We start from the raw sequence: 19,937 nt of genomic DNA on the forward strand, positions 1-19,937 counted from the left end.
ATGACGGGATGACAGATCGGCATGACGTAGTAATCGTGGGCGGAGGCCTGGTGGGCGCCAGCCTCGCGATCGCCCTGGACCGGCAGGGTCTCGACGTGGGGCTGGTCGAGGCCGCGCCGGCGGGACAGATGCCGGCCGTGTTCGACCAGCGCAACCTCAGCTTCGCCGCCGCCACCGTCAATGCGCTCGGCGCGCTCGGCATCATGGGCCGCCTGCGCGCGCCGACCGGCCCCATCCGCCGCATCCACATCAGCCGGCAGGGCGACTTCGGCCGGGTGCGGCTCGACGCCGCCGACTATGCGCGCGAGGCCTTCGGCCAGGTGGTCGTGGCGCGCGACTTCGGCGAGGCACTGGAAGCCGGCCTGCAGGACCTGCGCGGACTGACGCGCTACCGGCCCGCGCGTTTCACCGACCTGGGCGGAACCGACGACGGCCATCGCATCGTCCGCCTCGCCACGGGCGACCAGGTGCGCGAGCTGCGCGCGCGCCTGGTGGTCGCCGCCGACGGCACCCACAGCAGCGTGCGCGAGGCCCTGGGCATCGCGGCGGACACGCACGATTACGGGCAGACTCTGTTCGTTGCCCGCATACGCGCCGAGCGTGCGCCGGACGGCACCGCCTACGAACGTTTCCGTGAAGACGGACCCACGGCGTTGCTGCCGCGCGGGGACCGTCATTGGGGCGTCGTGCACGGCGTGCAGCAGGCGCAGGCGGAGGCGGTCGCCGCGCTCGACCACGCCGCATGGCTGCAGCGCCTGCAGCGGCACGTGGGCTGGCGTATCGGCCGGTTGCTGGAAAGCGGTGAGCGCAGCGCCTACCCGATGACGCGTGTGGTCGCGCAGCGCGTGGTTGGTGAACGCGCGGTCCTGTTGGGCAATGCCGCGCAGACGATCCATCCGATCGGTGCACAGGGCTTCAACCTTGGCCTGCGCGATGCGCTGACGCTCGCCGAGGAAATCGCACGCGCGGGCGATCCCGGCGATCCGGTCGCACTGGCGCGGTATGCCGCGCGCCGGCAGGAAGACCGCGAGCGCACGCTGGCGTTCTCCGATGGTCTGGCGCGATTGACGTCCAATCCTTCGCCGCTGCTGCGTCCGTTGCGCAGCCTGGGCCTCGCCGCCGTGGATGCCAATGCCTCGCTGCAGGCGTTCCTGGTGGGCGGCGCGATGGGGTTCCGTGGCGACGTGCCGGCCCTCTGCCGGGGAGAAGCGGCATGAAGCGTCGCGGACAGATCGATGTCGCCGTGGTCGGTGGCGGCGTGGTGGGTGCGGCCTGCGCGCTGGTGCTCGCGCGCGAAGGCCTGCAGGTGGTGCTGGTCGAAGGCCGCGAACCCGCGCGCTGGTCGCGCGAACAGCCCGACCTGCGCGTGTACGCCTTCGCGCCCGACAACGCCGCGCTGCTGGAAGACGCCGGCGCGTGGTCGGCCGTGCGTGAGGCGCGGGCGCATCCCTACCGCCGCATGCGCGTGTGGGATGCGGCAGGCGGCGATGAACTCCGTTTCGATGCCGACGCGCTGGGCCGTACCCAACTCGGCTGGATCATCGAGAACGCGCTGCTGGTGGATCGCCTGTGGGCGGCCCTGCCCGCAGCCGGCGTCGACATCCGCTGCCCGGCGCGCGTGGACGCGATGGAGCAGGACGCCGATGGCGTCGTGCTCCGGCTCGACGATGGCACGCGCCTGGATGCGCGCCTGGCGGTGGCCGCCGACGGTGCCGATTCCACGTTGCGTCGATTGGCCGGCCTGGAGGTCAGCGGTCGCGACTACGCGCAGCGTGGCGTGGTCGCGTTCGTCCGCACCGAACAGCCGCACGAAGACACCGCATGGCAGCGCTTCCTGCCCACCGGACCGCTGGCCTTCCTGCCTTTCGGGGACGGCCTGAGTTCCATCGTCTGGACATTGCCCGACACCGAGGCCGCACGTGTGCTGGCCATCGATGATGGCCACTTCAATCGGGAACTCAGGCAGGCGATGGGGGGACAGCTGGGCGAAGTCGCGCTCGCCTCTCCGCGCGCCGCCTTCCCGTTGAAGCGGCAACTGGCCAAGGACTATGTCGCCGGCCGCGTGATCGTCGCGGGCGATGCCGCGCACGTGGTGCATCCGCTGGCCGGGCAGGGCGTCAATCTTGGCCTTCGCGACGTGGCGGCATTGCGTGACGGCATCCGTGCGGCCGTGGCCAAGCGCGCAGACTGGGACGCGCCGCACCGGCTGGAACGCTGGGCGCGTCAGCGCCGCAGCGAGAATGCCACCGCGGCGCACGCCTTCGATGGCATCAATCGTCTGTTTTCCAACGACGAAATGCACCTGACCCTGCTGCGCGGCCCGTTGCTCGGCCTGGCGGGCAAGCTGCCGCCGCTGGTGGATTTCTTCTGGCGGCACGCGGCCGGCCAGCGCGCGCGCTGACGACATTCGCCGCAGCCATGCGGTAGCCTCGCGGTTCCCCACGAGGTTGCCGCGATGAACGACGACGCTTCTCCCGTGCATGATCCCGCGCGTCGGCGCTTGCTCGGCGCCCTGGGCGCGGCGGGCCTGGCCGGCGCACTGCCACGCGCGCGCGCGAAGAGTTCGCGTCCGCTCGGCGTGGCCCTGGTCGGCCTGGGGTACTACAGCCGCGACCTGCTCGCGCCCGCCTTGCAGGCCACGACACATTGCCGCCTGGCCGGCATCGTCACCGGCACGCCGGCGAAGGCGGCCGAGTGGCAGCGGCGATACGGCATTCCGGATCGCAACGTCTACGATTACGACGGTTTCGACCGCATCGCCGACAACCCGGACATCGACGTGGTCTACGTCGTCCTGCCCAATCATCTGCACAAGCCGTTCACCCTGCGCGCGGCGGCGGCGGGCAAGCACGTGTGGTGCGAGAAGCCGATGGCCATGGATGCCGCAGAAGCGGGCGCGATGATCGATGCCTGTCGGCACCACCGCGTCCAGCTCGCCATCGGCTACCGCATGCAGTACGAACCCAACACGCAGGCGGTGATGGCCCTGGCGAAGACGCGATCCTTCGGCCGCCTGCAGCGCATCCGCGCCGAGGCCGGCTTCCACGGGTTCGACGGCGCGAGCGGCGACAACTGGCGCCTCGATCCGACACGGGGCGGGGGCGCGATGTACGACATGGGCGTCTATGCGCTCAACGCGGCGCGCTACACGGCGGGCAAGGAGCCGCTCGCGGTGACGGCCACGCAGGAGATCCAGCGGCCGGCGATCTTCCGTGGTGTCGACGAATCGATGCGCTTCACACTCGAATTCCCCGAGGGCATCGTGGCGGACTGCGCGACCAGCTTCGGCCGCAACATGAACCTGTTGCGCGCCGAGTGCGCGAAGGGCTGGTACGAACTGTCGCCGTTCCAGGCCTACGAGGGCGTGCGCGGCGAAGCGAGCGATGGTCGCCGCTTCGATGCCGCCATCGGCGCCACGCCCGCCCAGCAGGCACGCCAGATGGATGCCGAAGCGCTGGCGATCCTGGCAGGACGTGCGCCGCGCGTGCCCGGCGAGGAAGGGCTGCGCGACATGCGCGCGCTGGATGCGATCTTCGCCTCGGCGCGCGCGGGCGGAAAGCGCGTCGAGATCGCGACGGTGTGACGGGGCTCAGCCGGGAATGAAAGGGAACACGATCTTCAGCAACCCCTTCAGTCCACCCTCCGCGGTGCTGGCGACGGCCTTGGCGCCCAGGCTGTTCAGCGCATTGCGCGCGTCCTGCCAGCGCAGCTTGCTGACGTCCTTCTTCAGCAGGTCGGCGACTTCTTCGGCCGTCGGGGTCAGCTTCCTGAGTTCCGCGACGACCGCCGCCGGATCCGGTTGCAGGTAGCCCCAGCGCTCGGCGATCGCCAGCAGCGTATCGAAGCGCACCGCGACGACTTCGCGGTTGCGCTCGTAGACCGGCAGCGCACCCACGTCGAGGATGGCCTGTTCGAACTGCTGGTGGTCGTCCGGATGCTCGATGCGGATGGCGAGGAAGCCGTCCTTGCGGCTGCGCTCGCTGACGTGCTTCGCGCCGGCCTTCAGGTTGGTTTCGGTGAGTACGGTCGCCACGATGCGCTGCAGCGCCGCGTCGCGTTCCTCGGGCACCAATGCGCGCCAGCGGGCGTAGCCGTCGCGACGCAGTGCCTTGATCTTGGCGGGGGTGACCCGCAGCTTGCCGGCGACGGTGAAGTTGGATTCGTCGCGGCCGATCGCGCCATCGCGCTCCAGCAGCACGAACATCAACAGTTCCAGGTCGCGCTTGGTCAGCGACTGGAAACCCTGCAGCAGGGTCAGGCGCATGAACTCGGTGCCGAAGCCGGCAGGGTCCTTGAGTTCGATCGGCAGCATGGCGGTCTCCTTGTCAGGGAGGCATCTTGCCACGCGGGGATGTCAGTGCCTGAGACCCGTCGTGTCCCGCATCACAGGCCGGCTTCGCGGCCCGGGGTTTCGGCCCTGAAGGCCTCGATGGCCCCGCGGTCCTGCAGGGTGACGTACACCGTGCGGCCGTCCGGTCCGCCGAACGCGACGTTGGTGGGCTTCCGCCCCTTCAGCGCTACCTCGCGCAGTACCTTGCCTTCGGGCGAGACGATCGCGACCGCGCCGGCGCCGTAGCGCGCGATGTACAGGTTGCCCTTCACGTCGGTGCGCATGCCGTCCAGGCCGTGATCGTCGAAGGCGATCAACAGGCGCTTGTTCGTCACGCCGCCATCGGCGAGGAGGTCGTAGACCCACACGGTGCGCTGCACGCTCTCGTTGACGTACAGGCGCTTGCCGTCCGGACTGACCTCCACCCCGTTGGTGGTGCCCATGCCCGTTTCGAGAAGATGCGGCGTGCCCGTGCGGTCGATGCGCCACAACTGGCCGGTGTTGTCGGCCCACTTCGGGTCGCTGGCGTACAGCGTGCCGTCCGGTGCGAGTGCGATGTCGTTGGGCTGGTTCGCCTGCGGCATGTGCGCGAATACCGCCGCTTCGCGTGCTCCCGCCGCGATGCGCAGCACATGGTGTCCGCTGTAGTCGGCGATGAACATGCTGCCGTCGGCCGCGAAGCGGATGCCATTGCCCGTGCTGCCTGCCGGCAGCGTGGCGAACAGCGCTGCGTTGCCGCTCCCGTCGGCGTCGAACGTCACCCGGCCGATGGTGCCGTCGCGGCCGAAGCTGACTGCGTACAGCGCGCCGTCGGGACCCCACGCGGGGCCTTCGATGCCGGCACTGAAGATGCCGTCGCCCACCACATCGCGCGCCACGTACAAGGTGTCGTCGGGCGCGGGCGTGCTGGCGGTCGTCTGTGCGCAACCCACGAGCAGGAGCGCGATGCCCGCGGCCAGGTGCCTGAAGCGTCGTGCCGTCATCCGTTTCCCCTTGGCGGCGTAGCCTTGCTGCCGGGTCAGCCCGGCGTGGCGAACACGGTGATCTCTTCGCGATCGTGGTACAGCTGCCTTGCGCGGATCTCGAGTGGCCGGCCGGCCTGTTCGGCGAACAGGTCCAGGCACAGGCGGGTTTCGTCCCAGCGCTTCTTCATTGGCAGCTTGAGGTTGAACACCGCGTGCTTGCACCAGCCTTCGCGGAACCACTGCGCCATGCGCTCGGCCACGCGACGCGGTTGTTCCACCATGTCGCAGACCATCCAGTCCAGCGCATGCGGTGGTTTCCAGTGGAAGCCGTCGGCACGTAGGTGCTCCACCAGCCCGGTGGCCAGCACATGCTCGCGCAGCGGGCCGTTGTCCACGCTGGTCACCCGCAAGTGGTGGCGGGTGAGTACCCAGGTCCATCCGCCGGGCGCGGCGCCAAGGTCCGCGGCGGTCATGCCCGGTGTGAGCAGGGCTTCGCGTTGGCGATCGTCGAGCAGCGAGAGGAAGGCTTCCTCCAGCTTCAGCGCGGAACGCGACGGGGCATCGGGCAGCAGCTTGAGCCGCGGAATGCCCAACGCCCAGGGCGCGCTGTCGCGCGTATCGGCGACGCACAGGAACAGATGGTCGCCCTGCACGAACACCACATGCAGCCGCGGCAGCCGGGCGTCTTCCTTCTCGCTGAGGAAGCCCTGCTTGCGCAGCACCGGGCGCAGGGCGTTGCCGAAACTGCGCGCCAATCCGGCCAGTGGCTTGGCGGTATCCGAATCGGGGTGTTCCACCCACAGGTCGCCGAAGCGTCCAGCGCCCGCCAATGCAGCGAGGAGCGGCGTGATGCGGTCCTTCGGGTCGATGCCGCGCAGCTCGGCGAGCACGCGCAGCTTCTGCCGCGCGAAGATCAGGTCGCGCCAGGGCAGGGCGCGATCCAATCCGGCCGCGTCTTCGCAGACGAACAGCACGTGCCCGTCGTTGCGTTGCGCGCGCGCATAGCCCGCGAAACCCGCGTGCGCCGCGCGTTCGCTCAGCTCGGCGGCGAGTTCGGGTTCGAATCCCTGGCGGCAGTAGCCCAGCAGGCCGGTCGTCGATGACATGGGGACAGTGTAGCCGCGACGCGATGCGCGGCGCAGCCGTTGGATCAGTAGCGGTCGCCGCCGCTCTCGCCGTAGTGCTTGAGCACCGCCCGCGCGTCGTCGCGCCGCAGGTCGCGCACGACCTCGATGCCGCGCTTGTTGAGCTCGCCTACCCAGTCCGCCGGCAGCGGGCCTTCGTCGAACTCGGTCAGCTCCATCACGTCTTCCGCGCGCGCGCCGATCAGCAGGCGGTCGATGCCGGCCCACACGGTGGCGCCATAGCACTGGCAGCAGGGCTGCGAGGACGTGGCCAGGGTCACCGGCGCCATGCGGTCGTTGAGCCGCGGCGTCTGCAGGCGCTGCTGCGCCAGCATGTAGGCCATGTTCTCGGCATGCGCCAGCGAACAGGTGTGAGGCATCACCCGGTTCACGCCCAGCGCGATCACGCGATGATCGGGCCCGAACACCACCGCGCCGAACGGGCCGCCGGTGTTGGCGTCCACGTTGCGGCGCGAGAGATCGATGGCCAGCGCGACCTTGTCCTCGTCGCTGGCGTAAGTGGCGGCCGGGTCGACGAGGTCGTGGGTCCAGGCGGGCAGCGTCAGATGGATCTGTTGGTGGAGCATCACTGTGCGGGGGGAGGAGAAGAGGAATCGGCTTCGCAGCGACCGCTCACGCATTGGCAGGCGGTCACCTCGGCGAAGCCGCAGATGCCTGCCATGCCGCTGGCGGCGCACTGCGCGCGCACGCCCTGCGGATCGGTCGGGCTGTTCTTGTTGACGCAGGCCGGCATGCTGCCGCAGCAGTTGCCGACGTCCTTCACGGCGCAGTCGGCGTTGCTGCCGCAGGCATAGTCGACGGTGATCGCACCGGCCCGGCGCGGTGGCAGCGTGCCTCCCGTCGGCTTCGGGGCCGGCGTGGAGGTCGCGGGCGGCTCGGCCCCGTCCCCGGATGCAGCGGGTGCCGCGCAACCGGCCAGGGTGAAGACGGCGGCCAGCATCAACGACAAGGCGAGCGGCAGGCGCAGGGCGGTGCGGGGCATGGCGAACTCCTTTCCGGGATGGATGAAACGCCAGCCTGAGGCCGGCCGCCTCAACGGTCGGTGAAAGCGCCGCCTGGGGCCGCCCGGCTCAGGCCTTCGTCGCCCAGGTGTCGCGCAGGGTGACGCTGCGGTTGAACACCGGGCGCGCGGCCGCATGGTCGTAGCGGTCGGTGACGAAGTAACCGATCCGCTCGAACTGGAACGACTGCTCGGGCGCGGCATCGGCGGCGGCCGGTTCCACGTAGCCGGTGGTCGTACGGCGCGATTCGGGGTTCAGGTAATCGCGATAGGTCTTGCCTTCGGCATCGTCATCGGGATTCGCGACGGTGAAGAGGCGGTCGTACAGGCGCACCTCCGCTTCGACCGCATGCTTCGCGCTGACCCAATGGATGGTGCCCTTGATCTTGCGTTCGGCGCCGGCCATGCCGGGACGGGATTCCGGGTCCAGCCAGCCGCGCAGCTCGACGATCTCGCCGGCGTCGTTCCTGATCACCTCATCGCAGCGCACGATGCCGGCGCCGCGCAGGCGCACTTCGCCGCCCGTGGTCAGGCGCTTGAAGCCCTTCGGCGGCACTTCCTCGAAATCCTCGCGCTCGATCCACAGCTCGCGCGAGAACGGCACGCTGCGCTGGCCGAACGACTCGTCCTTCGGATGGTTGGAGAACGTCAGCGTTTCTTCGTGCCCGTCCGGCAGGTTCGCCAACACCAGCTTCACCGGATCGATGACCGCCATGCGGCGCGGTGCGGCGGCATCCAGGTCTTCGCGCAACGCGCCCTCGAGGATGGAGATGTCCAGCAGCGAGTTCTGCTTGCTGATGCCCACGCGGTCCACCATCAGGCGCAGCGCCGCCGGCGTGTAGCCGCGGCGACGGATGCCCTGCAGCGTGGGCATGCGCGGGTCGTCCCAGCCGTCTACCAGGTTGTCTTCCACCATCGCGAGCAGCTTGCGCTTGCTCATCACCAGGTAGTTGAAGTTCAAGCGCGAGAACTCGATCTGGCGCGGCTTGCTCGCTTCCTTCGGCAGGCCCTTGGCCAGCAGCGGCGCGATCAGGTCCGGCGAGCCGGCCAGGTCCACCTTGTCCACGCACCAGTCGTACAGCGGGCGGTGGTCTTCGAATTCCAGCGTGCACAGCGAATGGGTGATGCCTTCCACCGCGTCGCTCAGCGAGTGCGCGTAGTCGTACATCGGATAGATCGGCCAGTCGTTGCCGGTGTTCTGGTGCTCGACGTGCTTGATGCGGTACAGCGCCGGATCGCGCAGGTTGATGTTGCCGCTGGCCATGTCGATCTTCGCGCGCAGCGTGCGCGCGCCGTCCGGGAACTCGCCCGCGCGCATGCGGCGGAACAGGTCCAGGTTCTCCTCGACGCCGCGGTCGCGGTAGGGCGAGTTGCGACCCGGTTCGGTCAGCGTGCCGCGGTACTCGCGCACTTCTTCCGCGCTCAGGTCGCAGACGAAGGCGTCGCCCTGGCGGATCAGCTTTTCACCGGCGAGGTACAGCACCTCGAAGTAGTCCGACGCGTGGCGCAGGTCATGCCAGTCGAAGCCGAGCCAACGCACGTCGTCCTGGATGGCGCGCACGTACTCGGGGTCTTCCTTGGCGGGGTTGGTGTCGTCCAGGCGCAGGTTGCAGACGCCGCCGAACTCGCCAGCGATGCCGAAGTCCAGGCAGATCGCCTTGGCGTGGCCGATGTGCAGGTAGCCGTTGGGTTCGGGCGGGAAACGCGTCTTCACCGAGGTGTGGCGACCGCTGGCCAGGTCCTCGCGCACGATCTGGCGGATGAAGTCCCGCTTTTCGGGGGCGGCATCGTCAGACAGGGGGGCGGAAGGGGCGGCAGTGTCGGACATCGGGCGTGGAGGCGTGGAAAAACGCCAGTTTAGCCGGTCTGGCGCCCGCGCTGGTCTATCCTGAACAGCCTTCGCGCACCTGGCCCCCCGCATGAGCCTCCCGACGCTCGTCATCGGCAACAAGAACTACTCGTCCTGGTCGCTGCGCCCGTGGCTGCTGCTGCGGCACTTCGGCGTGGAGATCGAGGAGATCCGCCTGCCGCTGGATACGCCCGAGTTCGCCGCCGAGGTCGGACGCCATTCCCCGACCGGCAAGGTGCCCGCCCTCCACGATGGGGGCGTGCATGTCTGGGACTCGCTGGCGATCTGCGAGTACGCCAACGAGCGCTGGCTGGACGGCCAGGGCTGGCCGCGCGACCGCGCCGCGCGGGCGGTGGCACGTGCGGCGGCGGCGGAAATGCATTCCGGATTCACCGCCCTGCGCACGCAGTTGCCGATGAACAGCCGGCGCACGCCGGATGCCTACCGTTGGGACGCCGCGGCCCAGCGCGACATCGACCGCATCCAGGCGCTATGGCGCGCGCTGCGCACGGCGCATGGCGGCGATGGCGACTTCCTGTTCGGCGGGTTCGGCATCGTCGATGCGATGTATGCGCCGGTGGCGGTGCGCTTCGACGGCTATGGCGTGGGCGTGGACGACACCGCGCGTCGCTACATGCAGGCCCTGTTCGCGCTGCCGGCGATGCAGGCATGGCGGGCCGCAGCCGCGGTTGAGCCTGAATCTGTGCCGGCCACCGACGCCTTGCGCAAGCCGTTGCCCGCCTGAGCGGGTGTAGGCTGGCGGCGGAGGACGTATCCATGCGCGTGGTCTATCTGGCCGACAACCTGTTCGATGCCCATCTGGTGAAGCACGCGCTGGAGGAAGCGGAGATCCCGGCGTTCGTGTTCGGCGAGTCGCTGCTGGGCGGCATGGGCGAACTGCCGCTGTTCGGCGTGTTGCGCGTCTGCGTGCCGGACACAGCGTTCCCCGACGCGGAAGGGATCGTGAAGGGCCTGGGACTGGATTCGGGCGGCAACGGCCCCATCTTGGAAGGCGACGACGAAGGCCTGGGCATCCTGCCGGCCTGATCCGCTTTCCCCCGACACACGAGGTTCGCCATGCTGGGTATCGGAGCCTACAAGCAGCGCATGCCGCGCGCGGAAGACATGCTGCCGGGGCGCAGCGCGCCGCTGCCGCTGCACAACGCCCATTTCGTCAACGGACGCCCGCTGCGCGATGCGTTCGACGGGCTGCAGCAGGTCGAGTTCGGCCTGGGCTGTTTCTGGGGCGCGGAACGCAAGTTCTGGAACGTGCCCGGTGTGTACAGCACGTCGGTGGGTTACGCCGGCGGTGGTACGCCGAATGCGACCTACGAGGAAGTCTGCTCCGGCCAGACCGGCCACAACGAAGTCGTGAAAGTGGTCTACGACCCGGCGCAGGTGTCGTTCGAACGCCTGTTGCAGGTGTTCTGGGAAAGCCACGACCCCACCCAGGGCATGCGCCAGGGCAACGACGTGGGCACGCAGTACCGCTCCGGCATCCACTGCCATACGCCCGAACAGCAGGCCGCCGCCGAAGCCAGCCTGAAGGCCTACCAGCAGACGCTGCGCGCGGCGGGCTACGGCGACATCACGACGGAAGTCGTGTTTCCCGCGCCGGCCTTCTACTACGCCGAGGACTATCACCAGCAGTACCTGGCGAAGAACCCGAACGGCTACTGCGGGCTCGGCGGTACGGGCGTGAGTTGTCCGATCGGGCTGGATGCCTGATACCGGGGATCCTGCAGGAGGGACTTCAGCCCCGACCGCATAGAAGCTTGCAGTTGACGACCAACAGCAGGAGCCATGCGGGATAGCGCCTGTTCCGGTCGGGGCTGAAGCCCCTCCTACAACCGCGTGACGCCGCAGACGTAGACCACTTCGCAGGCGCCGCCGCCGGTATCGGTGCGGCTGGTGGAACTGCGCCACCGCCAGCCGTCGCGCGCATTCGCTTCCACCAGCCAGCCATCGATCCGCACGCGTTCGCCCTTGCGCACGCCGGCGAGCGCCTGCGCGACGCTGTCGTTGCCGGGGATCATGTGCATGTTGGCGCTGCTGCGGGCGATCTCGCTCGCCGGCAGCGGCGGCTGGTCGCTCCAGCGGTAGTGGTACCAGCGTGAGGATTGGCTGATGTCCAGCGCATCGATCACCGCGTCTTCCGTCATCCGTGCCCAGCCCAGCGCCAGGTCGGTCGGCGACAGGTCCGACTCGCGGCCGCTACGGTAATCCTCGCGCGACAGCACGCGCGCTTCCACGCTGAAGCCCGCGAGCGGCGTCAGTGTGGCGGCGTCGAGGGCAAACGGCGCCAGGCTACCCGGCACGTCCGTCTGCAGGGGCGGCTCGCCCGATGCCACGCGGGGCGGCAACGGGCAGGCCAAGGTCAGGTCGCCGGCCGCGGCAGGTGCGCGGGGACCTTCCCGCTTTTCGGAGAACCACCACCCCGCCAGGCAGACCAGGATGCCGATCACCAGCAGGGTGCGCAGGCTCACGCGGTGAGCTTCTCGCGGATGGTGGCGCGCAGGGCGGCCAGGTCCTTGGCGAAGATCTCGATGCCGGTCGCGAGCTTTTCCTTCGCCATCGGATCGGCTTCGATCGCGGCGGCGAAGCTCTCGGCCGTCACCGGTGCCGCAGTGACCGCTTCAGCGGCCGTGGGCGACAGCTTGCGCGGCAGCTCGCCGTGGTCCTGGTCCAGCTTCTCCAGCAAGTCGGGTGAAATCGTCAGGCGGTCGCAGCCGGCCAGGGCCTCGATCTGCGCAGTGGAACGGAACGACGCACCCATCACCACGGTGGGCGAACCGCGGCGCTTGAACTCGGCGTAGACGCCGCGCACGAACACCACGCCCGGGTCTTCGTCGATGGTCGCCGGCGCCTGGCCGTTGGCCACGTACCAGTCGAGGATGCGGCCCACGAACGGCGAAATCAGGAACGCGCCGGCTTCCGCGCAGGCGATCGCCTGGGTGGGATTGAAGATCAGGGTGAGGTTGCAGTCGATGCCTTCGGCCTGCAGTACGCGTGCGGCTTCCACGCCCTCCCAGGTGGAGGCGACCTTGATCAGGATGCGATCGCGGCCGATACCCTGGTCGGCGTACATCTGCACGAACTTGCGCGCCTTGGCGACCGTCGCGGCGGTGTCGTAGGCCTGGTCGGCATCGACCTCGGTGGACACGCGGCCGGGGATCAGGCCGGCGAGCTTGGCGCCGACGCCGACCGTCAGGCGGTCGACCACCTCGTCCACCAGTGCTTCGCCGCCGCCCTGCGCGCGCGCCCAGGCGAGCTGTTCTTCGATCAGCTCGGCGTACACCGGCAGGTCCAGCGCCTTCTTCACCAGCGTGGGATTGGTGGTGCAATCCACCGGCTTGAGGCGCTTGATGGCGTCGTAGTCGCCGGTATCGGCGACGACGACGGAGAGTTCGCGGAGCTGCTGCAGCTTGGAGGGGGACGTATCGGACATGGGATTCGGCGAGGCGGGGGAATCGGATGACAAGTATGCCCTGTCCCGCGGGGGCAGGCCCGGCCGCGGGAGCGTACTTTTCGTGGATTGACGCGATAGCGCGCGTTGCGCCCTCAGCGGTGCAGGTCGCCGCTGGCTTCGGGTTGGTAGTCGATGGCGGTGACCCGCAGGCGCAGCGGTCGGTTGCCCGGCGCATGCCAGTCGATCGTCTGGCCGATGGCCAGGCCCAGCAGGGCGCTGCCGACGGGCGCGAGCACGGATACCCGTCCGGTCTCGACGTTCGCTTCGTGGGGATACACCAGGGTCAGGCGATGGTGCTCGCCGGTGAGTTCGTCGTCGCACTCCACGCGCGAGTGCATCGTCACCACGTTGTCCGGCATCCGGTCCGGCATGCGCACGTCGGCGCGGTTGAGTTCGTCCATCAGTGCGAGCGCGGCCGGGTGCCGGCGCAGCACGGGGGTATCGAGCAGGGCCTCCAGGCGCGACAGATCGCGGCTGGACACGACGAGAGGGGGAAGCGAGGGCGGCAGGCCGCTGGTGCGGGTGTTGTTCATCGGGGTTCTCTGTGGATTTTGGGGTCGCGCAAAAGGAAACGGGCGACGCGTCGCCGCGCCGCCCATCGGAGTCCTGTTTGCCGCCTTACCGTAGCCCGGAAGGCGGTGCGGTTCAAGCCGCGCGCGCGCGCGGCGTGGGACGCCCGGCCGGCGGTTGCGCGCCGCCGGTCTCGGGTTCGAACAGGCCCGGCGGCAGTTCGCGGAACACGCGCGCCAGTTGCTGCAGGAAGTCGCTCATCGCCGAACTCTTGCGCCATACCATCGCGATCTGCCGGCTCGGGTGCGAATCGCTGAAGCCCAGCAGGTGGATGTTCTCCGAACGCGCCACGGGCGGCTTCACCGCCAGCGTCGGCAGCAGGGTGATGCCGACATCGGCGGCGACCATCTGGCGCAGGGTTTCCAGGCTGGTGGCGCGGAACTCGGATTTCTCGTTCGCGCCCGAGAGGCGGCAGACATCGAGCGCCTGTTCGCGCAGGCAGTGCCCGTCCTCCAGCAGCAGCAGGCGCTGGTCGGCGAGTTCGGCCAGCGCCAGCGAATCGCGGCGCGCGAGCGCATGCGATTCCGGCACGGCGAGAACGAAGGGCTCTTCGAACAGGAATTCCGTGTGCAGCTGGTCGTCGGCCACCGGCAGCGCCAGCAGGCCGGCATCGAGCTTGCCCTCGCGCAGGCGCGAGAGCAGCACGTCGCTCTTCTCCTCGACCAGCAGCAGTTCCAGGTCCGGGAAGCGCGTGCGGATGCGCGGCACGACGTGCGGCAGCAGGTAGGGGCCGAGGGTAGGGAAGATGCCGAGCCGCACCGTGCCGGCCTCGGGATCCTGGCTGCGGCGCGCGGCTTCCTTCATCTGCTCGACCTCGGCCACGATGCGACGCGCGCGGTCGGCGGCGTCGCGCCCGGCGGGCGTCAGCATGACCTTGCGCGGTGCGCGCTCGACCAGCGGCACGCCCAGCTCGTCCTCCAGCTTCTTGATCTGGGTGGAGAGCGTGGGCTGGCTGACGTAGCAGGCCGCGGCGGCCCGGCCGAAATGCTTGTGGTCGGCCAGGGCCACCAGGTACTTCAGGTCGCGCAGATTCATCGGAACCCTCCCTCAAGGAACCGCGGAGCGGGCGGCAGCCGCCCGCACGTCACATCATGCCGCGACTGCGTCCACCGCTTCCACCGGGGCCGATGTACGGATCAGGTGGTCGAAGGCGCTCAGCGCGGCCTTCGAACCCTCGCCCATGGCGATGACGATCTGCTTGTACGGCACGGTGGTGGCGTCGCCAGCGGCGAACACGCCGGGCAGGCTGGTCTGGCCGCGGTCGTCGACGATGATCTCGCCGCGCGGACTCAGCGCCACCACGCCCTTCAGCCATTCGGTGTTCGGCAGCAGGCCGATCTGCACGAAGATGCCTTCCAGTTCGACGCGGTGCGTATCGCCACCGATGCGGTCCTTGTAGACCAGGCCGTTGACCTTGCTGCCATCGCCCAGCACGTCCGTCGTCTGCGCGCTGGTGACGATGCGCACGTTCGGCAGGCTGCGGAGCTTGCGCTGCAGCACGTCGTCGGCGCGCAGCTGGCTGTCGAATTCGACCAGGGTCACGTGGGCCACGATGCCGGCCAGGTCGATCGCCGCCTCGACGCCGGAGTTGCCGCCGCCGATCACCGCCACGCGCTTGCCCTTGAACAGCGGGCCGTCGCAGTGCGGGCAGTAGGCCACGCCCTTGTTGCGGTATTCGTTCTCGCCGGGCACGTTCATCTGCCGCCAGCGGGCGCCGGTGGACAGGATGACCGTCTTCGACTTCAGCGACGCGCCGTTGGCGAGGTGTACTTCGACCAGGCCGTCGGCGCTGGCCGGCACCAGCTTCTCCGCGCGCTGCAGGTTCATCACGTCGACCTGGTAGTCCTTGACGTGCTGCTCCAGCGCGGCGGCGAGCTTCGGGCCTTCGGTGTAGGGCACGGAGATGAAGTTCTCGATCGCCATGGTGTCCAGCACCTGGCCGCCGAAGCGCTCCGCCGCCACGCCGGTGCGGATGCCCTTGCGCGCGGCGTAGATCGCAGCGGCGGCGCCGGCGGGACCACCGCCGATCACCAGCACGTCGTACGGCGCCTTGGCCTTGATCTTCTCGGCATCGCGCTTGCCGGCATTCGTATCCAGCTTGGCGACGATTTCTTCCACGCCCATGCGGCCGGCGCCGAACACCTCGCCATTGAGGAAGATCGTCGGCACCGACATCACTTCGCGCCGCTCGACTTCCTGCTGGAACAGCGCGCCGTCGATGGCGACGTGCTGGATCTTCGGGTTCAGCACCGCCATCAGGTTCAGCGCCTGCACGACGTCCGGGCAGTTCTGGCACGAGAGCGAGAAGTAGGTCTCGAAGCGGTACTCGCCATCGAGCGAACGGATCTGCTCGATCACGTCCTGCGCGAGTTTCGACGGATGACCGCCGACCTGCAGCAGTGCCAGCACCAGCGAGGTGAATTCGTGACCCATCGGCAGGCCGGCGAAGGTCAGGTGGATGTCGTGACCGGGGGAGGTCAGCGAGAACGACGGCGTGCGTTCGCCGCCGCGCTGCTCGGTGACGGTGATCTTGTCCGACACGTCCTGCAGATCCTTCAGCAGCGCCTGCAATTCGGCCGAGCCGGCGCTGTCGTCCAGCTGCGCGGTGATGTGGATCGGGCGCACGGCCTTTTCCATGTAGGCGGTGAGCTGCGTCTTCAGATTGGCGTCCAGCATGGCGAACGTCTCCGTGGAGGGGATTCTGGGAAGGGAATCGGGGAGGAGGGGAGGGCAGGCGTTTGCAGGAGCGGCATGTGCCGGGGAGAGGGCGCCGGTCGGGGAGGAGGGAACCGGCAAGCGGCGCATGCCGCTGCTGCAAACGTCCGGATCAGCCTCCGGGCCAGCGGCCCGGAGGTGACGTGATGCGGTGTCGCCATGGCGCATCCGCATCGGGATGCGCCGGTGCTGCGATGACGCTTAGATCTTGCCGACCAGGTCCAGCGACGGGGCGATCGTCTGCGCGCCTTCCTTCCACTTGGCCGGGCAGACCTGGCCCGGGTTGGCGGCGGTGAACTGCGCGGCCTTCAGCTTGCGCAGGGTTTCCGACACGTCACGGGCGATCTCGTTGCTGTGGATCTCGGCGGTCTTGATGACGCCTTCCGGGTTGATGACGAAGGTGCCGCGCAGGGCCAGGCCTTCTTCCTCGATGTGCACGCCGAAGGCGCGGGTCAGCTGGTGGGTCGGGTCGCCGACCAGCGGGAACTGGGCCTTGCCCACCGCCGGGGAGGTTTCGTGCCACACCTTGTGCGAGAAGTGCGTGTCGGTGGTGACGATGTAGACCTCGGCGTCGGCCTTCTGGAACTCGGCGTAGTTGGCGGCGGCGTCTTCCACTTCGGTCGGGCAATTGAAGGTGAAGGCGGCCGGCATGAAGATCAGGACCGACCACTTGCCCTTCAGGGTGCCGTCGGTGACTTCGACGAATTCGCCGTTGTGGAAGGCGGTGGTCTTGAACGGCTGGACCGCGGTGTTGATCAGGGACATGGAAGATCCTCGTGGATGGAGTGGGTGTGGTGAAGCGATGGCGCCATGGTAGGCAGCGACTATTGATTCCTCAAATCGATTGATGGAATTGAATAGATAGTCTCTGGCTATCAATAAATGGGGTTGGCCCGCGGCGGGGACAAGGCCGGTAGAAAAAATTCAAGTTTTTCAGTTATTTGCGTTCGATGCGATCCGGCGGCGCGGCCGTGCAGCGGTGCTTGCATGCAGATCCGGGCCAAACCGGGGCCGCTTTTCAGCGCTCGCGCGAGGCCCATATGCTCCATACGCCATTGAGCACCATGATGGTGCGTCGCGGCGATGCGTAGGCGTGTGGGGTACGGCCGCCCGGTACCATGCGCGCCATGTCCGATCACGCATCCCTTCGGCTCGACCACGCCCTGCGCGCCGCTGCGACCCGACTGGCGGGTCCCGACGCGCGGCATGAAGCCGAGCAACTGCTGCTGCAGGTGATCGGCCGCGACCGCGCCTGGCTGTTCGCCCACGGGGACGCCCCCCTGGTGGACGCGGACGCATCGGCGTTCGAGGCGCTGCTGTCGCGCCGGATCGCCGGCGAACCAGTGGCCTACCTGACCGGGCATCGCGGCTTCTGGACGCTCGACCTGCAGGTGTCGCCCGCCACGTTGATCCCGCGGCCGGAAACCGAACGCCTGGTCGAGCTGGCGCTGGAACGCCTGCCGGCGGACGCGCCGATGCGCATCGCCGACCTCGGCACCGGCACCGGCGCGATCGCGCTGTCGCTGGCGGGCGAGCGGCCGCAGGCCCGCGTGGTCGCGACCGACGTCAGCGAAGACGCGCTGGCCGTCGCCCGCGCGAACGCCATGTCGAACGGCATCGCCAATGTCGAATTCCGCCACGGCAGCTGGTGGGCGCCGTTGCGGGCCGAACGCTTCCACCTGATCGCGAGCAATCCGCCTTACATCGCCGACGGCGACGCGCACCTGGCGCAGGGCGACCTGCGCTTCGAGCCGCCGACGGCGTTGTCCTCCGGTGTGGACGGACTGGACGCGATCCGCGAGATCGTGCGCGGCGCACCGGCGTTCCTCCTGCCCGGCGGCTGGTTGCTGCTGGAGCACGGCTGGGACCAGGGTGCTGCCATCCGGGCGTTGATGACCGCGACGGGCTTCGTCGATGTGGCCACCGAAACGGACCTCGAGCAGCGGGACCGCGTGACCCTTGGGCGCGTCACGGAAGGGCAAGACGCGAGCCGTTAGACTGTCGCTTTCATCCAGGACGGGCCGCTCATGCGCACGCTGTACCCCGATATCGAACCCTTCGACACCGGCACGCTGAAGGTCGATGACCGCCACACGCTGTACTACGAGCAGTGCGGCAACCCGCAGGGCAAACCGGTGGTGCTGCTGCACGGCGGGCCGGGCGCTGGCTGCAGCCCGAAGATGCGCCGCTTCCACGATCCGGCGAAGTACCGCATCGTGCTGTTCGACCAGCGCGGCTCCGGCCGCTCCACGCCGCACGCGGATCTGGTGGACAACACGACGTGGGACCTCGTGGCCGACATCGAGAAACTGCGCGAACAGCTGGGTATCGAACGCTGGCAGGTGTTCGGCGGCAGCTGGGGTTCGACATTGGCGCTCGCGTACGCCGAGACGCATCCGCAGCGGGTGACCGAACTGGTGCTGCGCGGCATCTTCATGCTGCGGCGCTGGGAACTGGAGTGGTTCTACCAGGAAGGTGCGAGCCGCCTGTTCCCCGATGCGTGGGAGCACTACGTCACGGCGATTCCGTCGGTCGAGCGCCACGACCTGATCTCGGCGTTCCACCGCCGCCTGACCTCCGACGACAAGGCCACGCGCCTGGCCGCGGCGAAGGCGTGGAGCGTGTGGGAAGGCGCGACCAGCTTCCTGCACGTGGATGCCGATTTCGTCAGCGGCCACGAGGAGCCCGAGTTCGCGCTGGCGTTCGCGCGCATCGAGAACCACTACTTCGTCAACGGCGGCTTCTTCGAGGTCGAAGACCAGTTGTTGCGCGATGCCTCGCGCATCGCCGACATCCCCGGCGTGATCGTGCACGGTCGCTACGACGTGGTCTGCCCGATCGCCAACGCCTGGGAACTGCACAAGGCCTGGCCGAAAGCGAAGCTCGAGATCACGCCGGCGTCCGGCCATTCTGCGTTCGAGGCCGAGAACGTCGACGCCCTCGTGCGCGCGACGGACGCCTTCGCCTGACCGCCCCTCGTCGCCGCCGGGAGAACGCCATGGATACGCCGCGCGCCACCGCCTCCGCGTTCGACCAGCGCGTACTGGACCTGTACGACGACTACGTCCATGGTCGCGTCGATCGGCGCGGCTTCCTGTCGGGCGCGGCGCAGTTCGCCGTCGGCGGCACGACGGCGGCCGCGCTGCTCGCCGCATTGGCCCCGCAGTACGCGTTCGCCGCGCAGGTGGCGGCGGATGATGCGCGCATCACCACGGTCTATCGCACGTTCCCGGCCCCCGAAGGCCATGGCGAAGGTCGCGGCCTGCTGGCGATGCCGCGCGCGCCGGGACCTCACCCGGTGGTGCTGGTGGTACACGAGAACCGTGGACTGAATCCGTACATCGAGGATGTCGCGCGTCGCCTTGCCGTGGCGGGTTTCATCGCCTTCGCGCCGGACGCGCTGTATCCGCTCGGCGGGTATCCCGGCAACGACGACACCGGACGGGAGATGCAGGCCACGCTGGATCGCGCGAAGGTGATGGCCGATCTCGAAGCCGCCGCGCGCTTCGCGGATGCGCTGCCGCGCGGAAACGGCAAGCTCGGCGTGGTCGGTTTCTGCTTCGGCGGGCTGGTGACCAACGTGTTGGCCGCGCGCTTGCCGGATCTCGTCGATGCCGGCGTGCCGTATTACGGCGGCCCGCCGTCTGCGGAAGAGGCGGCACGCATCAGGGCGCCGCTGCTGCTTCAGTTCGCCGCGTTGGACACGCGCGTCAACGCGGGCTGGCCTGCCTACGAGCAACAGTTGAAGGCCGCAGACGTGCCCTATACGGCCTACCTCTATCCCGACGCCAACCACGGCTTCCACAACGACACCACGCCACGCTATGACGCAGCCGCTGCTGCGCTTTCCTGGCAGCGCACGCTGGCCTTCTTCGAGCAGCACCTGCGCTGAGC

At 68.9% G+C, this 19,937-nt stretch carries 21 protein-coding genes; 9 read left to right on the forward strand and 12 right to left on the reverse strand.

Features of this window, described 5'->3' with window-relative positions; genetic code table 11:
- Positions 1–8 precede the first annotated feature (8 nt).
- The 3 genes from ubiH to ASD72_RS09910 are packed head-to-tail and all read left to right on the forward strand — an operon-like array spanning position 9 to position 3,583.
- Entirely contained in the window at positions 9–1,217 is a 1,209-nt protein-coding gene (ubiH, locus tag ASD72_RS09900) for a 2-octaprenyl-6-methoxyphenyl hydroxylase (protein ID WP_056879727.1), read from the forward strand.
- Entirely contained in the window at positions 1,214–2,401 is a 1,188-nt protein-coding gene (locus ASD72_RS09905; RefSeq protein WP_056879728.1) for a UbiH/UbiF family hydroxylase, read from the forward strand. Before ubiH ends, ASD72_RS09905 begins: the two co-directional genes overlap by 4 nt.
- Positions 2,402–2,455: 54 nt before the next feature.
- Complete coding sequence (locus ASD72_RS09910; RefSeq protein ID WP_056879729.1) at positions 2,456–3,583, forward strand: Gfo/Idh/MocA family oxidoreductase; 1,128 nt, start codon at positions 2,456–2,458, stop codon at positions 3,581–3,583.
- A 6-nt stretch (positions 3,584–3,589) separates the two neighbouring features.
- Here the strand turns inward: ASD72_RS09910 and ASD72_RS09915 are convergent, their stop codons facing one another.
- From ASD72_RS09915 to ASD72_RS09940, 6 genes are all read right to left on the reverse strand, one after another.
- Positions 3,590–4,312 (reverse strand): hypothetical protein, encoded by a 723-nt coding sequence (locus tag ASD72_RS09915; protein ID WP_056879730.1) that lies wholly within the window; start codon positions 4,310–4,312, stop codon positions 3,590–3,592.
- Positions 4,313–4,383: 71 nt separating this feature from the next.
- Positions 4,384–5,313 (reverse strand): SMP-30/gluconolactonase/LRE family protein, encoded by a 930-nt coding sequence (locus tag ASD72_RS09920; protein ID WP_056879731.1) that lies wholly within the window; start codon positions 5,311–5,313, stop codon positions 4,384–4,386.
- A 35-nt stretch (positions 5,314–5,348) separates the two neighbouring features.
- Positions 5,349–6,401 carry a 23S rRNA (cytidine(2498)-2'-O)-methyltransferase RlmM gene (gene rlmM, locus ASD72_RS09925; protein ID WP_056879732.1) on the reverse strand — a complete coding sequence of 351 codons (1,053 nt, stop codon included), beginning with the start codon at positions 6,399–6,401 and terminating at the stop codon, positions 5,349–5,351.
- Between the two features lie 44 nt (positions 6,402–6,445).
- Entirely contained in the window at positions 6,446–7,006 is a 561-nt protein-coding gene (locus ASD72_RS09930) for a nucleoside deaminase (RefSeq protein ID WP_056879733.1), read from the reverse strand.
- Positions 7,006–7,422 (reverse strand): hypothetical protein, encoded by a 417-nt coding sequence (locus ASD72_RS09935; protein WP_081420253.1) that lies wholly within the window; start codon positions 7,420–7,422, stop codon positions 7,006–7,008. The genes ASD72_RS09930 and ASD72_RS09935 overlap by 1 nt, the downstream gene beginning before the upstream one ends.
- A gap of 88 nt (positions 7,423–7,510) precedes the next feature.
- Complete coding sequence (locus tag ASD72_RS09940; protein ID WP_056879734.1) at positions 7,511–9,268, reverse strand: glutamine--tRNA ligase/YqeY domain fusion protein; 1,758 nt, start codon at positions 9,266–9,268, stop codon at positions 7,511–7,513.
- A gap of 91 nt (positions 9,269–9,359) precedes the next feature.
- On the opposite strand from ASD72_RS09940, the gene ASD72_RS09945 reads away from it, so the two are divergent.
- Genes ASD72_RS09945 through msrA form a run of 3 tightly spaced genes read left to right on the forward strand, consistent with a single transcriptional unit; the run spans position 9,360 to position 11,017 of the window.
- Positions 9,360–10,034 (forward strand): glutathione S-transferase, encoded by a 675-nt coding sequence (locus ASD72_RS09945; RefSeq protein ID WP_056879735.1) that lies wholly within the window; start codon positions 9,360–9,362, stop codon positions 10,032–10,034.
- 32 nt (positions 10,035–10,066) lie between these two features.
- On the forward strand, positions 10,067–10,336 hold the full coding sequence (locus ASD72_RS09950; RefSeq protein WP_056879736.1) for a DUF2007 domain-containing protein: 270 nt from the start codon (positions 10,067–10,069) through the stop codon (positions 10,334–10,336).
- Between the two features lie 30 nt (positions 10,337–10,366).
- Positions 10,367–11,017: a peptide-methionine (S)-S-oxide reductase MsrA gene (gene msrA / locus ASD72_RS09955; protein WP_056879737.1), complete on the forward strand. Its 651-nt coding sequence runs from the start codon at positions 10,367–10,369 to the stop codon at positions 11,015–11,017.
- A 116-nt stretch (positions 11,018–11,133) separates the two neighbouring features.
- Here msrA and ASD72_RS09960 read toward each other — a convergent pair whose 3' ends face one another.
- From ASD72_RS09960 to ahpC, 6 genes are all read right to left on the reverse strand, one after another.
- Positions 11,134–11,775 (reverse strand): hypothetical protein, encoded by a 642-nt coding sequence (locus ASD72_RS09960; RefSeq protein ID WP_056879738.1) that lies wholly within the window; start codon positions 11,773–11,775, stop codon positions 11,134–11,136.
- A complete protein-coding gene (locus tag ASD72_RS09965; RefSeq protein ID WP_056879739.1) occupies positions 11,772–12,737 on the reverse strand; it encodes a transaldolase in 966 nt (321 codons plus the stop codon). Before ASD72_RS09965 ends, ASD72_RS09960 begins: the two co-directional genes overlap by 4 nt.
- Before the next feature lie 113 nt (positions 12,738–12,850).
- The gene (gene rnk, locus ASD72_RS09970) at positions 12,851–13,291 is read right to left on the reverse strand and encodes a nucleoside diphosphate kinase regulator (RefSeq protein WP_056879740.1); all 441 of its coding nucleotides are present in this window, start codon (positions 13,289–13,291) and stop codon (positions 12,851–12,853) included.
- 112 nt (positions 13,292–13,403) lie between these two features.
- Entirely contained in the window at positions 13,404–14,363 is a 960-nt protein-coding gene (gene oxyR, locus ASD72_RS09975) for a DNA-binding transcriptional regulator OxyR (RefSeq protein WP_056879741.1), read from the reverse strand.
- Between the two features lie 54 nt (positions 14,364–14,417).
- Positions 14,418–16,004, reverse strand: a complete 1,587-nt coding sequence (ahpF, locus tag ASD72_RS09980) for an alkyl hydroperoxide reductase subunit F (RefSeq protein WP_056879742.1) — start codon at positions 16,002–16,004, stop codon at positions 14,418–14,420.
- 240 nt (positions 16,005–16,244) lie between these two features.
- Complete coding sequence (gene ahpC / locus ASD72_RS09985; protein WP_056879743.1) at positions 16,245–16,808, reverse strand: alkyl hydroperoxide reductase subunit C; 564 nt, start codon at positions 16,806–16,808, stop codon at positions 16,245–16,247.
- 362 nt (positions 16,809–17,170) lie between these two features.
- On the opposite strand from ahpC, the gene prmC reads away from it, so the two are divergent.
- From prmC to ASD72_RS10000, 3 genes are read left to right on the forward strand one after another with little or no spacing between them, the layout of a single operon-like run.
- On the forward strand, positions 17,171–18,040 hold the full coding sequence (gene prmC, locus ASD72_RS09990; RefSeq protein WP_056879863.1) for a peptide chain release factor N(5)-glutamine methyltransferase: 870 nt from the start codon (positions 17,171–17,173) through the stop codon (positions 18,038–18,040).
- Between the two features lie 30 nt (positions 18,041–18,070).
- The gene (gene pip, locus ASD72_RS09995; protein ID WP_056879744.1) at positions 18,071–19,012 is read left to right on the forward strand and encodes a prolyl aminopeptidase; all 942 of its coding nucleotides are present in this window, start codon (positions 18,071–18,073) and stop codon (positions 19,010–19,012) included.
- Between the two features lie 29 nt (positions 19,013–19,041).
- The gene (locus ASD72_RS10000) at positions 19,042–19,935 is read left to right on the forward strand and encodes a dienelactone hydrolase family protein (protein ID WP_056879745.1); all 894 of its coding nucleotides are present in this window, start codon (positions 19,042–19,044) and stop codon (positions 19,933–19,935) included.
- Positions 19,936–19,937: the final 2 nt, after the last annotated feature.

It is taken from the genome of Pseudoxanthomonas sp. Root630, from assembly GCF_001427585.1.
Taxonomy (GTDB): domain Bacteria; phylum Pseudomonadota; class Gammaproteobacteria; order Xanthomonadales; family Xanthomonadaceae; genus Pseudoxanthomonas_A.

Bases quoted from the DNA above. Each gene is read 5' to 3' on its own strand.
- ubiH (WP_056879727.1), top strand. From the start codon at position 9: ATGACAGATCGGCATGACGTAGTAATCGTGGGCGGAGGCCTGGTGGGC.
- ASD72_RS09905 (WP_056879728.1), top strand. From the start codon at position 1,214: ATGAAGCGTCGCGGACAGATCGATGTCGCCGTGGTCGGTGGCGGCGTG.
- ASD72_RS09910 (WP_056879729.1), top strand. From the start codon at position 2,456: ATGAACGACGACGCTTCTCCCGTGCATGATCCCGCGCGTCGGCGCTTG.
- ASD72_RS09915 (WP_056879730.1), bottom strand. From the start codon at position 4,312: ATGCTGCCGATCGAACTCAAGGACCCTGCCGGCTTCGGCACCGAGTTC.
- ASD72_RS09920 (WP_056879731.1), bottom strand. From the start codon at position 5,313: ATGACGGCACGACGCTTCAGGCACCTGGCCGCGGGCATCGCGCTCCTG.
- rlmM (WP_056879732.1), bottom strand. From the start codon at position 6,401: ATGTCATCGACGACCGGCCTGCTGGGCTACTGCCGCCAGGGATTCGAA.
- ASD72_RS09930 (WP_056879733.1), bottom strand. From the start codon at position 7,006: ATGCTCCACCAACAGATCCATCTGACGCTGCCCGCCTGGACCCACGAC.
- ASD72_RS09935 (WP_081420253.1), bottom strand. From the start codon at position 7,422: ATGCCCCGCACCGCCCTGCGCCTGCCGCTCGCCTTGTCGTTGATGCTG.
- ASD72_RS09940 (WP_056879734.1), bottom strand. From the start codon at position 9,268: ATGTCCGACACTGCCGCCCCTTCCGCCCCCCTGTCTGACGATGCCGCC.
- ASD72_RS09945 (WP_056879735.1), top strand. From the start codon at position 9,360: ATGAGCCTCCCGACGCTCGTCATCGGCAACAAGAACTACTCGTCCTGG.
- ASD72_RS09950 (WP_056879736.1), top strand. From the start codon at position 10,067: ATGCGCGTGGTCTATCTGGCCGACAACCTGTTCGATGCCCATCTGGTG.
- msrA (WP_056879737.1), top strand. From the start codon at position 10,367: ATGCTGGGTATCGGAGCCTACAAGCAGCGCATGCCGCGCGCGGAAGAC.
- ASD72_RS09965 (WP_056879739.1), bottom strand. From the start codon at position 12,737: ATGTCCGATACGTCCCCCTCCAAGCTGCAGCAGCTCCGCGAACTCTCC.
- rnk (WP_056879740.1), bottom strand. From the start codon at position 13,291: ATGAACAACACCCGCACCAGCGGCCTGCCGCCCTCGCTTCCCCCTCTC.
- oxyR (WP_056879741.1), bottom strand. From the start codon at position 14,363: ATGAATCTGCGCGACCTGAAGTACCTGGTGGCCCTGGCCGACCACAAG.
- ahpF (WP_056879742.1), bottom strand. From the start codon at position 16,004: ATGCTGGACGCCAATCTGAAGACGCAGCTCACCGCCTACATGGAAAAG.
- ahpC (WP_056879743.1), bottom strand. From the start codon at position 16,808: ATGTCCCTGATCAACACCGCGGTCCAGCCGTTCAAGACCACCGCCTTC.
- prmC (WP_056879863.1), top strand. From the start codon at position 17,171: ATGTCCGATCACGCATCCCTTCGGCTCGACCACGCCCTGCGCGCCGCT.
- pip (WP_056879744.1), top strand. From the start codon at position 18,071: ATGCGCACGCTGTACCCCGATATCGAACCCTTCGACACCGGCACGCTG.
- ASD72_RS10000 (WP_056879745.1), top strand. From the start codon at position 19,042: ATGGATACGCCGCGCGCCACCGCCTCCGCGTTCGACCAGCGCGTACTG.